Below are 14,223 nucleotides of genomic sequence, written 5' to 3' on the forward strand. Positions count from 1 at the left end.
ACCCTGTGTTAGTTTAAGTTTTTTTATATTTGAAAATAACACCATACAAGGATAAATAGCAATTATTGAATGAGCATATTTAGTAAATTCTTCGGAAGAAAATCTGAAAAAACTGAAGAAAACATACCAAATCATGAGCGAGGCAAGTACATGCCTGAAATGAAGCTACCTGTAGATGAACGTTTTACTATTAACTTTAAGGCTAATGGTGGAAAGTTTTTATATTGTGAAAATATTGAAGAAGTGCAACAAAGCTTTAATGCCATTTTAGACGAAAACAACTGGCATGATGATAAAGTTTTCTTGATTGATGAGCGCTTATCAGAATTATTTAAAGATTTTAATTTAAATTCTACTAAAAAACTATCAGAAAGCGCGTATTTTTTATCTACTTGCGAATATTTAATTTCTGACGATGGCTCTTTATTAATTTCTTCAAATCAAATTGCTGAAAAAAAATTAATTGAATTACCAGACAATTTTATAATTTATGCTACTACTAGCCAATTTGTGGAAACAATAGGCGAAGGATTAAACGGAATTATAAAAGCAAAAAGCAAACAAAAAATACCAACCAATATTACTACAATCAAGCATTTTAAAACAGCAGACGATAAAGACTTCTTATCTTATGGAAGTAGTTCGAAAAATTTATATCTACTCTTACTAGAAGATCTATAATGAAAGAGTTAGCAACAAGAGCCTTGTCTGGCGCTATATACGTAGCACTACTCATTGGTTCACTTTATTCTCAAGCCGCAACGGTAGCTCTAATTGGAGTCTTTGGATTTATCTGTCTAACAGAATTTAGTCGTCTTATTAATCTTAAGTCTATTGCGCAATATCTTATTTTTGCTGTCATTTATATTGGCTTTTGGTACATTAGCATCTATAATTCAACGAACTTAATTGCTAATGAAGCAATTAAAATATTACTCATTATAACCATATTTGTAAATCTTATTTTAATTAAAGATTTATTTACATCAAAAAAAATTCCCCTTTTCGAATCTAAGAGACATATTGTAACTGCTTTTTACTTAACAAGTGGTTTTGTTTTTATGTTACTCATTGCTAATTATCAAAATAAATTCACACCTCTAATGCTTTTAGGTGGTTTTGTGCTTATTTGGGTAAATGACAGTGCTGCCTATTTAGTTGGTAAGAATTTTGGAAAACAAAAACTATTCCCAAGTATTTCACCTAAAAAGACCGTAGAGGGTTTTCTAGGTGGGTTATTTTTCGCTTGTATTTCTAGTTATTTTATCGCAAGCTATACAAATACCTTAGGTTTTACTTCTTGGTTAATTTTGGCCATTATTGTAAGTGTTTTTGGTACATTTGGCGACTTAATAGAATCTAAATTTAAACGCCAGGCTGGTGTAAAAGACAGCGGTGTAATAATGCCAGGACACGGTGGACTATTAGATCGTCTAGATAGTATTATCTTTGCAGTACCATTTATATATTTATTCTTAAGAATTTTAAAGTATGTTTCATAAAGAAGGTCATAAAATTATATTTATAACATTAGTTATCGTTGTAGGTTCATTTTTTTTAATAGATGCGTTTATAGCTGTAGAATGGCTTAGAAAGAGCCTGATGCTCCTTGTTTTAGGTTTCTTTGTACTCATTCTTCAATTTTTCAGAAACCCTAAAAGAAGTACAAATCCTGATGAAAAACAGGCCGTATCACCGGTTGACGGTAAAGTTGTTGTAATTGAAGAAGTGCAGGAAAACGAATTTTTTAAAGACAAACGTATTCAGGTATCTGTTTTTATGTCTCCTGTTAATGTCCATGTAACACGCTTCCCTATTTCTGGAAATGTAACTTATAGTAAATATCATCCAGGGAAATATTTAGTTGCTTGGCACCCCAAAGCAAGTGAAGAAAATGAGCGTACTACTGTAGTTGTAGAAAATAAACATTTTGGTAAAATACTATATAGACAAATTGCTGGTGCTTTAGCCAAACGTATTGTTAATTATGCCAAAGTTGATATGCAAGCTAAGCAAGGTGGTGATTCTGGTTTTATTAAATTTGGATCGCGAGTTGATTTATTCTTACCTTTGGATGCTAAAATAAAAGTTGAACTTAATCAGAAAGTTCGTGGTGGTGAAAGTATCATTGCAGAAATAAAATAATGATTTCTAAAGAATTAGACATAAAATTTAAAGACGCTGTGGATCTAGTCAATGATCATACAGAACCTTTTCCTGCCGATTTTTTATTACGCCTCTACGCCTATTATAAAAAAGCTACTCGCAATTATGATACGCCAAGTAGTCGTAAACCTATAATTAATGCTTTTAAGGCTAATGCTTTATTTCAAGTAAAAAACATTAGCCGTGATGAAGCTAAGGAAGAATATATAAATCTTGTTACAAATTATTTCTTATATAGAAAGTAACTTAATCTCTAATTAACGGCATTGTTGAACAACGTAATAAGCCCTCTTGCTTTGCTATTTCAGCATAAGCGACTTCTTCAACAGTAAAACCATTTTCACGCAACCAAGTATTTAATCTTATAAAGTTCTTTTCTGAAATTATTACATCTTCAGAAATTGAAAATATATTACTGTTCATATTAAACATTTCCTCTTTAGTTATTTCAAAAACATTCTCTTTTCCAAAGAAATTTAATAACCATTCATATTCTCTTTCAATTAAGAAACCGTTTTTATGAAGTATCGCTTTATCTTTTCCTATGGGTTGAAAACAACAATCTAAATGAAGTGCATTTTCTTTCGGATCAGTATTAGATTTACGAAGTTCAAATGACTTTACTATTTTGTCTGGAAATAACTCTTGAATGGCAATAACAGCATCCATATTAGTCCTTGCAGTAATGTAATCTGAATAATCCTCACCAGAATATGTTCCTATAAATATATAATCGTTATAAGGCATTACATCGCCTCCTTCTACATGACATTCTTCTGGAAGAACTATGATATTATCCTTCCCTATTAAATCTAATACATGTTGAATAGCCTCGTATTCTCTTTCACGGTCTGGTAGAATATTGGCTTCAATTAATTTGTCTTCAATAACAAATGCAATGTCTCTTGAAAAAATTTGATTATAATTAGAAATTACTTTTGGTCTATATACTGTTACATCATATTTTTTTAAGATCGCTTCTACAGCATCTATTTCTTGCACCATATCCGCTTCTGTTGGGTAAGTCCCTGCCTTTATATGCTGAATAGATTTAGGATCGTAAGCGTCTTCTAATGACGGAACTTTACCTACACTTTCTGCAGTTCCTAAAATCACTGATCTAAGACGAGAACTCTCGTTTTGTATGTTTAATTTCATATGAATATCTTTTTAATCTATGACTCCTTTATTGTGCTTAATTATAATAGAAGTCTCAATTAGTTTTTACTTTTTGATAAAGTCAAAAATAGAAAAAGCTTCATAATAAATATGAAGCTTTTAAAAAATGTTATGTAAAATGTTATCTATTTTCTACTGGTACAAACGGTCTGTATGTTTCACCTGTATATAATTGTCTTGGGCGACCAATAGGTTCTTGATTTCTTCTCATTTCTTTCCATTGCGCTATCCAACCTGGTAAACGACCTAATGCAAACATTACTGTAAACATCTCTACAGGAATTCCCATAGCTCTGTAAATAATACCAGAATAGAAATCAACATTCGGATATAATTTTCTGTCAACAAAATAAGGATCTTCTAAAGCTTCTTTTTCTAATCCTTTAGCAATTTCTAAAATAGGATCTTCAATTCCTAAATCTGCTAATAACTCATCTGCAGCAACTTTAATAATCTTAGCTCTTGGGTCAAAGTTTTTATAAACACGATGACCGAATCCCATAAGACGGAAAGGATCATTTTTATCCTTAGCCTTAGCCATATATTTTTTAGTATCACCACCATCTGCTTGAATAGCTTCTAACATTTCTAATACAGCTTGGTTAGCACCTCCATGTAGAGGTCCCCAAAGTGCAGATATACCAGATGCAAGAGAAACAAAAAGTCCTGCATGAGAAGAACCAGTTATTCTTACTGTAGATGTAGAACAGTTTTGCTCATGATCTGCATGTAAAATTAAAAGTTTATCTAATGCATTAACTAATATAGGATTTTGATTATAATGCCCGTTTGGACTCTTAAACATCATCTTTAAAATATTCTCTACATACCCTAAATCATCATCACCATATTCTAATGGTAAACCTTGTTTTTTACGCATAGTCCAAGACACTATTACAGGAAACTTACCTAAAATAGTAACAATAGAATTATACATCGCTTCTTCTGAAGCAACATCTACTGAAGATGGGTAAAACGCAGTTAGTGCGCTTGTTAGTGAAGACAAAACACCCATTGGATGAGCCGACTTAGGAAAAGCATCTAAAATCTTTTTAAGATCATCATCTACTACAGAGTGAGACTTAATATCTTCATGAAATTGATCTAATTTTTTCTTATTTGGTAATTCTCCGAAAATAAGTAAGTATATTACTTCTAAGAAACTAGCTTTTTCGGCCAGTTCTTCAATAGAGTAACCTCTATATCTTAAGATACCTTTTTCTCCATCTAAAAAAGTAATAGCACTTTCACAACTACCAGTGTTTTTGAAACCTGGATCAATAGTGATAACTCCATTTGTGGCAGTTCTTAAACTTTTGATATCTATAGCAACTTCCTTTTCTGATCCTATTACTATAGGGAATTCGTACTTTTCACCATTAATTTCTAATGTAGCTTTATCTGACATATTTTCTTTTCGGATTTTAATAAATTATAAGGAATGTAAATTTACGAAATATCAAACGATTTAGAAAGCACATTTATAATGGTTTTAACAATTTCTATGAATACTTTAAAATCATTAAAATGTTTTTAGCATAAATAGAAATAAATAGTAGTTAATTTGAATAAAAATAGACTCTTAGGTTGTTAATCTTAATGCTTCTCTCAATAACCAAAATAATTTAAACACTTAAAAAATATATTCTACAATACTCCATCTGTATCATAAAAAAACCATCTAAAATTTCTTTTAGATGGTTTAATATTATTAGAAGCTTAAAATTTAAGCTTTTATTTTAAAAGCATTCGCACCAGGAAAATAAGCAACTTCGCCTAATTCTTCTTCAATGCGTAATAATTGATTGTACTTAGCCATACGGTCACTACGAGATGCAGAACCTGTTTTAATTTGACCACAGTTTAATGCTACAGCTAAATCTGCTATAGTATTATCTTCTGTTTCCCCAGATCTATGAGACATTACAGACGTATAACCTGCATTATGTGCCATATTTACTGCAGCAATAGTTTCTGTTAATGTTCCAATTTGGTTTACTTTTATTAAAATTGAATTGGCTATACCATTTTCAATTCCACGAGATAAACGCTCTACATTAGTTACATACAAATCATCACCAACTAATTGCACTTTATCCCCAATCTTTTCTGTTAAATATTTCCAACCATCCCAATCGTTCTCATCCATTCCATCTTCAATAGAAATAATTGGATAATTAGCAGCTAATTCAGCTAAATAATCAGCTTGTTCTTTACTTGTTCTAATAACACCAGAGTCTCCTTCAAATTTTTTGTAGTCATATTTACCATCTACAAAAAATTCTGCTGCAGCACAATCCAATGCGATCATAATATCTTCACCAAATTTATATCCAGCTTTCTCAACTGCTTTCTTAATTGTATCTAATGCATCTTCAGTTCCTCCTGGTAAGTTTGGAGCAAAACCTCCTTCATCACCAACAGCTGTACTTAAATCTCTATCATGTAATACCTTTTTAAGGCTATGGAAAATCTCAGTTCCCATTTGCATTGCTTGTGTAAAGTTTTTTGCTTTAACAGGCATAATCATGAATTCTTGAAATGCAATTGGAGCATCACTATGAGAACCACCGTTAATAATATTCATCATTGGTAATGGCAATGTATTGGCAGAAACACCACCAACATATCTATATAGTGGCATACCTAACTCATTAGCCGCCGCCTTTGCAACAGCAAGAGACACCCCTAAAATTGCGTTAGCACCTAACTTTGATTTATTGGGAGTACCATCTAAATCAATCATCATTTTATCTATAGCATTTTGTTCAAAAACTGACATGCCTAATAATTCTTGAGCAATTGCAGAGTTTACATTTTCTACAGCCTTAAGAACTCCTTTTCCCATATAAGTATCGCCACCATCTCTAAGTTCAACAGCTTCGTGCTCACCTGTAGATGCACCAGAAGGTACTGCTGCTCTACCCATAACACCGTTTTCTGTTGTAACATCCACTTCTACTGTTGGATTTCCTCGAGAATCGAAAATTTGTCTTGCGTGTACATTAATAATAATACTCATTATTTTTGGTTTTAGTTAACTTTTATTAAATATGTAAGATGTGAGTTTTCAGTCTAATAAATCATTCTAAAGAACGTCAATAACACCTTATTGATAGTAACAAATTTACGAAAATCTATGACTCTAAACTTGACAAAAATCATATTTATGATTAAAGTTTACGATATTGTTTTCGTAACTAAAAAAACGCAATGAAATTTAAATTTCATTGCGTTTTTTATATTTACAATTTTTTGAGATTCTCAATAAACTGATCAAACAGATATAAAGAGTCATTTGGTCCAGGACTTGCTTCTGGATGGTATTGAACTGAGAAACAATTTTTATCTTTTAGCTTGATTCCTGCCACCGTATCATCGTTTAAATGAACGTGGGTGATTTCTACATTGGTGTTAGCTTCAGTTTCTTCACGATTAACAGCAAATCCATGATTTTGAGATGTTATTTCACCTTTTCCTGTAATTAGATTTTTAACAGGATGATTTATACCTCTATGGCCGTTGTGCATCTTATAGGTTGAAATTCCGTTTGCTAAAGCAATCACTTGATGTCCTAAACAAATACCAAATAATGGTTTATTCTTAGCAATTATTTCTTTGGCTAAGTTAATGGCATCTATTAAAGGTTCCGGATCACCAGGACCATTAGATAAGAAATAACCATCTGGATTAAATGCTTCTAACTCTTCAAACTTCGAATTATAAGGAAATACTTTAATATAAGCATCACGCTTAGCTAAGTTTCTAAGAATGTTCTTTTTAATTCCAATATCTAAGGCTGCAATTTTATAAGTCGCATTTTCATCACCTACAAAATATGGCTCTTTAGTTGAAACCTTAGATGCTAGTTCTAACCCAACCATAGAAGGAATTTCAGATAGTTGCTTTTTGAGATCTTCTATATTGTCTACTTCCGTAGAAATAACCGCATTCATTGCACCATTATCTCTAATATAACTCACTAAAGCACGTGTATCTACATCAGAGATGGCTAATGTATTATTTTTCTCAAAAAATTCTTCTAAAGATGCGTCACCTGCTGGTCGTGAATAATTAAAACTAAAATTTTTACAAATTAATCCTGCAATTTTAATAGCATCCGATTCTACTTCATCTTCTTTGGTGCCATAATTACCAATATGAGCATTGGTGGTTACCATTAATTGACCGTAATAAGACGGATCTGTAAAAATTTCTTGATAACCTGTGGTACCTGTATTAAAACATACTTCACCAAAAGCAGATCCTTCTTTTCCTATAGACTTACCATGAAAGATTGTTCCATCGGCTAATAAGATGATCGCTTTTTTTCTTTGTTTATACTTCATGACTTAAATGTGAGTTATTAAGCTGTTTTGTTATTTTATTAATTGTAAACACTAGAGTACTTTTAATACGCCTTATAATTTTTAAATCGTTAAATATTGATTAATTTATTCCTATTACGAGCTAAGAGCCTGTTGTTAAACATTGATTTATCTTAAAACTAAACCAACATATATATTATCAATAATAACTTTTACAAAAATCCAAAAAAAAAGGATAAACTGAAACAGTTTATCCTTTATATTTTTAAATGCTTATTAACATTTATTCTTCTTCGTTTGAAGTGTTAACTTCAGTAGCTGGTGCTTCAGTAGCTTTGTTACCACCTCTTCTACTTCTACGAGTTGTTTTCTTTGGTGCTTTATCAGCATTATAGATTTCGTTGTAATCAACTAATTCTATCATTGCCATATCAGCATTATCACCTAATCTGTTTCCTAATTTGATGATACGTGTATAACCACCTGGACGATCACCAATTTTTGGTGCTACATCTCTAAACAATTCTGCAACTGCATCAGTTTGTCTTAGCTTAGCCATTACAATACGTCTGTTATGTGTAGTATCTGTCTTAGATTTTGTAATCATAGGCTCTACAAACTGCTTTAAAGCTTTCGCTTTAGCAACGGTAGTATTAATACGCTTGTGCTCTATTAAAGAACAAGCCATATTTGCTAACATTGACTTTCTATGTGCTGTTTGTCTACCTAAGTGGTTGAATTTTTTTCCGTGTCTCATGACTTTAGTGTTATCATCTTGCTACCAAACTCTTTATTGAGGAGCAAAATATGATTAATAATAATTTTATTTATTAGAATTGGATTCCTGCTTTCACAAGAATCCTAATCTATTTAATCCTTATCTAATTTATATTTGCTTAAATCCATTCCGAAGTTTAACCCTTTTACATTTACTAGTTCTTCTAGTTCAGTTAAAGACTTCTTACCGAAGTTTCTGAATTTCATTAAATCATTTTTATTGAATGATACTAAGTCACCTAATGTATCAACTTCTGCAGCTTTTAAACAATTAAGAGCACGTACAGAAAGATCCATATCAACTAATTTAGTTTTCAATAGTTGTCTCATGTGAAGTGATTCTTCATCATAAGTTTCAGTCTGTGCAATTTCATCAGCTTCTAAAGTGATACGCTCATCAGAGAATAACATGAAGTGGTGAATTAATATTTTTGCTGCTTCTGTTAAAGCGTCTTTAGGATTAATAGATCCATCAGTTCTAATTTCAAAAACTAATTTTTCGTAATCCGTTTTTTGCTCAACACGGAAGTTTTCAATAGCATATTTTACGTTCTGGATTGGTGTAAAAATTGAATCAATAAAAACAGTTCCTATTGCTGCTGAAGATTTCTTATTCTCTTCTGCAGGAACGTAACCTCTTCCTTTTTCAATAGTCAATTCCATATTGATATTTACTTTAGGGTCTAAGTTACAGATTACTAAATCTGTATTTAAAACTTGGAAACCCGAAATAAACTTCTGAAAATCACCAGCCGTAATTTGATTTTGTCCTGATATAGAAATTGTAACAGTTTCGTTATCAACTTCTTCAATTTGACGCTTAAAGTTAACTTGCTTTAAGTTCAAAATCATTTCAGTAACATCCTCAACTACTCCAGAAATTGTAGAAAACTCATGATCTACACCTTCTATTTTTATTGACGTAATAGCAAAACCTTCTAATGAAGATAATAAAACTCTTCTTAAAGCATTACCAACAGTTAATCCATATCCTGGCTCTAAAGGTCTGAACTCGAATTTACCTTCGAAATCAGTAGAATTAATCATGATTACTTTATCAGGCTTCTGAAAATTTAATATTGCCATATATTCTTCGTTTTAATTGTTATTTGGTTGCGCGATTTATAAGTTTGAAGAAGTCCTATAAAACCTTTGGCCAAATACCAATGTGATTAGATTATTATTTAGAGTAAAGCTCAACGATTAACTGCTCGTTGATTTGTTCTGGAATTTGGATTCTTGCCGGTACTGCAACATAAGTTCCATTCATTGTATTTGTGTTCCATGTAATCCATTCAAAAACTTCACTAGAATTAGATAATGAATTTTGAATAGCCTCCAAAGATTTAGACTTTTCTCTTACAGCAACAACATCACCAGCTTTTAATTGGTAAGAAGGTATGTTTACTTTTTCACCGTTAACGGTAATATGTCTGTGAGAAACTAATTGCCTAGCACCACTTCTAGAAGGAGAAATTCCCATTCTGTAAACAACGTTATCTAAACGAGATTCACATAATTGAAGTAATACTTCACCTGTAATTCCTTTAGCAGAAGTTGCTCTTTTAAACATGTTTCTGAATTGCTTTTCTAAAATACCGTAAGTATATTTAGCTTTTTGCTTTTCCATTAACTGAACAGAATATTCAGATTTTTTACCACGACGACGTGTGTTACCATGTTGTCCAGGTGGATAATTTCTTTTTTCGAAAGCTTTATCGTCTCCGAATATAGCTTGTCCAAATTTACGAGCTATTTTAGTTTTAGGACCAGTATATCTTGCCATTTTAATTTGTTTTTTAAGAGTGATTAATGAATTAAGGTCTTAATCTTATCCTTCATTAATCGTTGACCTCTTATTAATACTTGTTATAATTTTTCAGTTTGCAAATTTACACAAAATAAACTAATATCAACACATATATGGATGATATTAGTTTATAAGGTAATTTAAGTAAGTATTCTAACTATAATAAGTTAGACATCTAAATAAAAATTTAGATTAAACTCTACGTCTTTTTGGTGGACGACAACCGTTATGAGGAAGTGGAGTTACATCAATAATTTCTGAAACTTCAATACCAGCATTATGTATAGATCTGATAGCAGATTCTCTACCATTACCTGGCCCTTTAACGTATGCCTTTACTTTCTTTAATCCAGCTTCTTTAGCAACTCCTGCCGCATCTTCTGCAGCTAATTGAGCAGCATAAGGTGTGTTCTTTTTAGAACCTCTAAATCCCATTTTACCAGCTGATGACCAAGAAATAACGTCACCTTTTTTATTTGTTAAAGAAATAATGATGTTGTTAAATGAAGCAGTGATATGAGCTTCACCAATTGCATCAACTATGACTTTACGTTTTTTTGTACTTGCTTTTGCCATTATATTTTTAGCTTTTAGTATTAGTTAATAGTCGCTAGAATCCTAAACCGTCAAATTTCAAACAGATTCTTTCCAACGTCTAAAGACTAAAGACTATTGATTACTTAGTTACTTTCTTTTTATTAGCAACTGTTTTACGTCTTCCTTTTCTTGTACGTGAGTTATTCTTAGTACGTTGTCCTCTTAATGGAAGACCAACTCTATGACGAATACCTCTGTAACATCCAATATCCATTAATCGCTTAATGTTCATTTGTGTTTCAGAACGTAATTCACCTTCAATTTTAAAAGTTCCAACAGATTCACGGATTGCTCCAATTTCATCGTCAGTCCAATCTTGAACTTTAGTGTTTTCGTCAACTTTAGCTGCTGCTAAAATTTCTTTTGATCTACTTCTACCTACTCCGTAGATATAAGTTAAAGAGATAACTCCTCTTTTCTGTTTTGGTATGTCTACACCTGCAATTCTTGCCATAATTACCCTTGTCTTTGTTTGAATCTAGGATTCTTTTTGTTAATGACGTAAAGTCTACCTTTTCTGCGCACTAACTTACAGTCTGCGCTTCTTTTCTTTACTGATGCTCTTACTTTCATCGTATTAGTATCTATAGGTTATTCGAGCCTTAGTTAAATCGTAAGGACTCATTTCTAATTTCACCTTATCTCCTGGTAACAACTTAATGTAATGCATACGCATTTTACCAGAGATATGTGCGGTCACTATATGACCATTTTCTAATTCAACACGAAACATAGCATTAGATAATGCTTCTATAATTGTCCCGTCTTGTTCTATTGCTGCTTGTTTTGCCATAATTATATCTTATTGCGCAACCGCTTTTCTATTTTTACCTGTTTTCATCAATCCATCATAATGCTTATTTAATAAATAAGAATTAATCTGTTGCATTGTATCAATTGCTACACCAACCATAATTAATAGTGATGTACCACCAAAGAATAATGCCCATCCTTGTTGTACCTTCATTAAGGATACAATAAATGCTGGAAAAACAGCGACTAAAGCTAAAAATATAGAACCTGGTAATGTAATTTGTGACATTACTTTGTCTAAATACTCAGAGGTTTCTGACCCCGGACGAATACCTGGAATAAACCCACCGCTTCGTTTTAAATCATCAGCCATTTTATTAGTTGGTACCGTAATTGCTGTATAGAAATATGTAAATACTATAATCAATAAAGCAAACATTAAATTATACCAAAAACCAAATATATCTGAGAAATTAGCTTGCATCCATACTCCTGAATCGGTATCTTTCAACCATGCTGATCCACCAATTAAACTTGGTACAAACATAATAGCTTGTGCAAAGATAATAGGCATTACACCTGAAGCATTAAGCTTCAATGGTAAAAATTGACGCGATCCAAAAACATTTTTCTCGTAGCCACCAGTTGCAGTTCTTCTTGCGTACTGAACAGCTACTTTTCTAACTGCCATTACTAAGAAGATTGATCCTAGAATAATTAAGAACCAAATAACTAGTTCTATTAATATCATCATGAATCCACCATTACCCCCTTCTAATCTAGAAGCAGCATTTTGTATAAATGACTGTGGTAACGTAGCGATAATACCAACCATAATTAATAATGAGATACCATTACCAATACCTTTATCCGTAATTTTTTCACCCAACCACATTGCAAAAACACAACCAGTTACTAAAATAATTACTGATGAGAAGTAAAAGATATTTTCACTAAAACCTGGTACTAACATAGCTCCCATTGATGAAGCACCTGATAATCCTGGTACGCTTGCTAAATAACCTGGTGCCTGTACCAGACAAATACCAATAGTTAACCAACGTGTTATTTGAGTGATTTTCTTTTGACCACTAGCACCTTCTTTCTGAAGCTTTTGTAAATAAGGAATCGCAATACCCATTAACTGAACAACAATGGAAGCAGATATGTAAGGCATAATACCTAAAGCAAAAACAGATGCATTGGCAAAAGCCCCACCTGTAAATGCATTTAACAATCCTAATATTCCACCATCAACACCAGCTTGTAAACCACCTAATGCATCGATATTAATACCAGGTAATACTACCTGTGCACCAAAACGATAAACCAACAACAAACCTAAGGTTAGAATAATTCTATCCTTAAGTTCTGTGATTTTCCAAACGTTTTTTAATGTTTCTATTATTTTCATCCTAAAAATCTTATAAAGTTACAGCTTCACCACCAGCAGCTTCAATAGCCGCCTTTGCCGTAGCAGTAAATTTATGAGCAGTTACTGTTAATTTTGCTTTTAACTCACCTCTACCTAAAATTTTTACTAGTTCATTCTTACCAGCTAAACCTAAAGATATTAATGTATCAAAATCAATACTACCTTCAATTTTCTTTTCATCTACTAACTTTTGTAGAGTATCTAAGTTTACACCTTGATGCTCAATACGGTTAATATTAGTGAAACCAAACTTAGGTACACGTCTTTGAATTGGCATTTGACCACCTTCAAATCCTACTTTCTTAGAATAACCTGAACGAGACTTTGCTCCTTTGTGACCACGAGTAGCGGTACCACCTTTACCAGAACCTTGTCCACGTCCAATACGCTTTCCTTGATTTTTTACTGAACCTTCTGCAGGTTTTAAATTACTTAAATCCATTCTTAAGTTATATTTTTAAGCTTCTTCTACAGAAACTAAATGTTCAACTTTCTTAACCATACCAAGGATGTTTGGTGTGGCGTCGTGCTCTACAACTTGTCCAATCTTTTTTAAACCTAAAGCTGCTAATGTAAGCTTTTGTCTTTTAGTACGATTGATTGCACTTTTTACTTTCTTTACTTTAATCTTTGCCATCTTATCCTATCGATTATCCGTTAAATACTTTTTCAAGTGAAATTCCACGCTCTTTAGCAACAGACTTAGCATCTCTTAATTGTAATAAAGCATCAAATGTTGCTTTTACCACGTTGTGAGGGTTAGATGATCCTTGAGACTTTGATAATACATCATGTACACCAACTGCTTCAAGTACTATTCTTACCGCACCACCTGCAATAACTCCTGTACCAGGTGCAGCCGGGATTATGTTAACTCTAGCTCCACCATACTTACCTTTTTGCTCATGTGGTATAGTTCCTTTAAGAATTGGAATTCTCACTAAATTTTTCTTAGCATCCTCAATAGCTTTTGCAATTGCAGTAGCTACATCTTTAGATTTACCTAAACCTTGACCTACAACATTTGTTTCGTCACCAACAACAACAATAGCAGAAAAACCAAATGCTCTACCACCTTTTGTTACTTTAGTTACACGCTGCACGCCAACTAAGCGATCTTTTAATTCTAATCCGCTTGGTTTAACAAGCTCTGCGTTTTTATATTTTTGATACATAAT

19 protein-coding genes are annotated in these 14,223 nt (G+C 32.2%); 4 read left to right on the top strand and 15 right to left on the bottom strand.

The genetic code is table 11. The annotated features are described in order from the left end of the window. Positions 1-69: 69 nt before the first annotated feature. From HM985_RS13105 to HM985_RS13120, 4 genes are read left to right on the top strand one after another with little or no spacing between them, the layout of a single operon-like run. The gene (locus HM985_RS13105) at positions 70-681 is read left to right on the top strand and encodes an LUD domain-containing protein (protein WP_179376694.1); all 612 of its coding nucleotides are present in this window, start codon (positions 70-72) and stop codon (positions 679-681) included. Continuing rightward, complete coding sequence (locus HM985_RS13110; RefSeq protein WP_179376695.1) at positions 681-1,502, top strand: phosphatidate cytidylyltransferase; 822 nt, start codon at positions 681-683, stop codon at positions 1,500-1,502. Before HM985_RS13105 ends, HM985_RS13110 begins: the two co-directional genes overlap by 1 nt. Next, positions 1,492-2,145 (top strand): phosphatidylserine decarboxylase family protein, encoded by a 654-nt coding sequence (locus HM985_RS13115; RefSeq protein WP_179376696.1) that lies wholly within the window; start codon positions 1,492-1,494, stop codon positions 2,143-2,145. The genes HM985_RS13110 and HM985_RS13115 overlap by 11 nt, the downstream gene beginning before the upstream one ends. Then, positions 2,145-2,411, top strand: a complete 267-nt coding sequence (locus HM985_RS13120; RefSeq protein WP_179376697.1) for an acyl-CoA-binding protein — start codon at positions 2,145-2,147, stop codon at positions 2,409-2,411. Before HM985_RS13115 ends, HM985_RS13120 begins: the two co-directional genes overlap by 1 nt. Position 2,412: 1 nt before the next feature. On the opposite strand, the gene HM985_RS13125 is transcribed toward HM985_RS13120, so the two are convergent. From HM985_RS13125 to rpsE, 15 genes are all read right to left on the bottom strand, one after another. Beyond that, positions 2,413-3,324, bottom strand: a complete 912-nt coding sequence (locus tag HM985_RS13125; RefSeq protein ID WP_179376698.1) for a dimethylarginine dimethylaminohydrolase family protein — start codon at positions 3,322-3,324, stop codon at positions 2,413-2,415. Between the two features lie 142 nt (positions 3,325-3,466). Next, complete coding sequence (locus tag HM985_RS13130) at positions 3,467-4,753, bottom strand: citrate synthase (RefSeq protein ID WP_179376699.1); 1,287 nt, start codon at positions 4,751-4,753, stop codon at positions 3,467-3,469. A gap of 318 nt (positions 4,754-5,071) precedes the next feature. Continuing rightward, positions 5,072-6,367: a phosphopyruvate hydratase gene (gene eno, locus HM985_RS13135; protein WP_179376700.1), complete on the bottom strand. Its 1,296-nt coding sequence runs from the start codon at positions 6,365-6,367 to the stop codon at positions 5,072-5,074. Positions 6,368-6,590: 223 nt separating this feature from the next. After that, positions 6,591-7,694, bottom strand: a complete 1,104-nt coding sequence (gene carA, locus HM985_RS13140; protein ID WP_179376701.1) for a glutamine-hydrolyzing carbamoyl-phosphate synthase small subunit — start codon at positions 7,692-7,694, stop codon at positions 6,591-6,593. A 262-nt stretch (positions 7,695-7,956) separates the two neighbouring features. Further along, positions 7,957-8,430, bottom strand: a complete 474-nt coding sequence (gene rplQ / locus HM985_RS13145; protein WP_179376702.1) for a 50S ribosomal protein L17 — start codon at positions 8,428-8,430, stop codon at positions 7,957-7,959. Positions 8,431-8,543: 113 nt separating this feature from the next. Next, on the bottom strand, positions 8,544-9,536 hold the full coding sequence (locus HM985_RS13150; RefSeq protein WP_179376703.1) for a DNA-directed RNA polymerase subunit alpha: 993 nt from the start codon (positions 9,534-9,536) through the stop codon (positions 8,544-8,546). Between the two features lie 94 nt (positions 9,537-9,630). Next, positions 9,631-10,236 (bottom strand): 30S ribosomal protein S4, encoded by a 606-nt coding sequence (gene rpsD, locus HM985_RS13155; RefSeq protein ID WP_179376704.1) that lies wholly within the window; start codon positions 10,234-10,236, stop codon positions 9,631-9,633. A gap of 216 nt (positions 10,237-10,452) precedes the next feature. Continuing rightward, the gene (gene rpsK / locus HM985_RS13160) at positions 10,453-10,836 is read right to left on the bottom strand and encodes a 30S ribosomal protein S11 (protein ID WP_179376705.1); all 384 of its coding nucleotides are present in this window, start codon (positions 10,834-10,836) and stop codon (positions 10,453-10,455) included. Positions 10,837-10,936: 100 nt separating this feature from the next. Then, on the bottom strand, positions 10,937-11,311 hold the full coding sequence (gene rpsM / locus HM985_RS13165; RefSeq protein ID WP_173587869.1) for a 30S ribosomal protein S13: 375 nt from the start codon (positions 11,309-11,311) through the stop codon (positions 10,937-10,939). A 2-nt stretch (positions 11,312-11,313) separates the two neighbouring features. Beyond that, the gene (ykgO, locus tag HM985_RS13170; protein WP_008269159.1) at positions 11,314-11,430 is read right to left on the bottom strand and encodes a type B 50S ribosomal protein L36; all 117 of its coding nucleotides are present in this window, start codon (positions 11,428-11,430) and stop codon (positions 11,314-11,316) included. A 4-nt stretch (positions 11,431-11,434) separates the two neighbouring features. Further along, the gene (gene infA / locus HM985_RS13175) at positions 11,435-11,650 is read right to left on the bottom strand and encodes a translation initiation factor IF-1 (protein ID WP_007094967.1); all 216 of its coding nucleotides are present in this window, start codon (positions 11,648-11,650) and stop codon (positions 11,435-11,437) included. Positions 11,651-11,659: 9 nt separating this feature from the next. Then, positions 11,660-13,024, bottom strand: a complete 1,365-nt coding sequence (gene secY, locus HM985_RS13180; protein ID WP_179376706.1) for a preprotein translocase subunit SecY — start codon at positions 13,022-13,024, stop codon at positions 11,660-11,662. A 10-nt stretch (positions 13,025-13,034) separates the two neighbouring features. Then, on the bottom strand, positions 13,035-13,487 hold the full coding sequence (gene rplO, locus HM985_RS13185) for a 50S ribosomal protein L15 (protein WP_179315574.1): 453 nt from the start codon (positions 13,485-13,487) through the stop codon (positions 13,035-13,037). 15 nt (positions 13,488-13,502) lie between these two features. Further along, positions 13,503-13,682 (bottom strand): 50S ribosomal protein L30, encoded by a 180-nt coding sequence (gene rpmD / locus HM985_RS13190; RefSeq protein ID WP_020897638.1) that lies wholly within the window; start codon positions 13,680-13,682, stop codon positions 13,503-13,505. Between the two features lie 13 nt (positions 13,683-13,695). Continuing rightward, positions 13,696-14,220, bottom strand: a complete 525-nt coding sequence (rpsE, locus tag HM985_RS13195) for a 30S ribosomal protein S5 (RefSeq protein WP_178984433.1) — start codon at positions 14,218-14,220, stop codon at positions 13,696-13,698. Positions 14,221-14,223 lie beyond the last annotated feature (3 nt).

Origin of the sequence: Winogradskyella wichelsiae, assembly GCF_013403925.1 — a bacterium.
Taxonomy (GTDB): Bacteria; Bacteroidota; Bacteroidia; order Flavobacteriales; family Flavobacteriaceae; genus Winogradskyella; species Winogradskyella wichelsiae.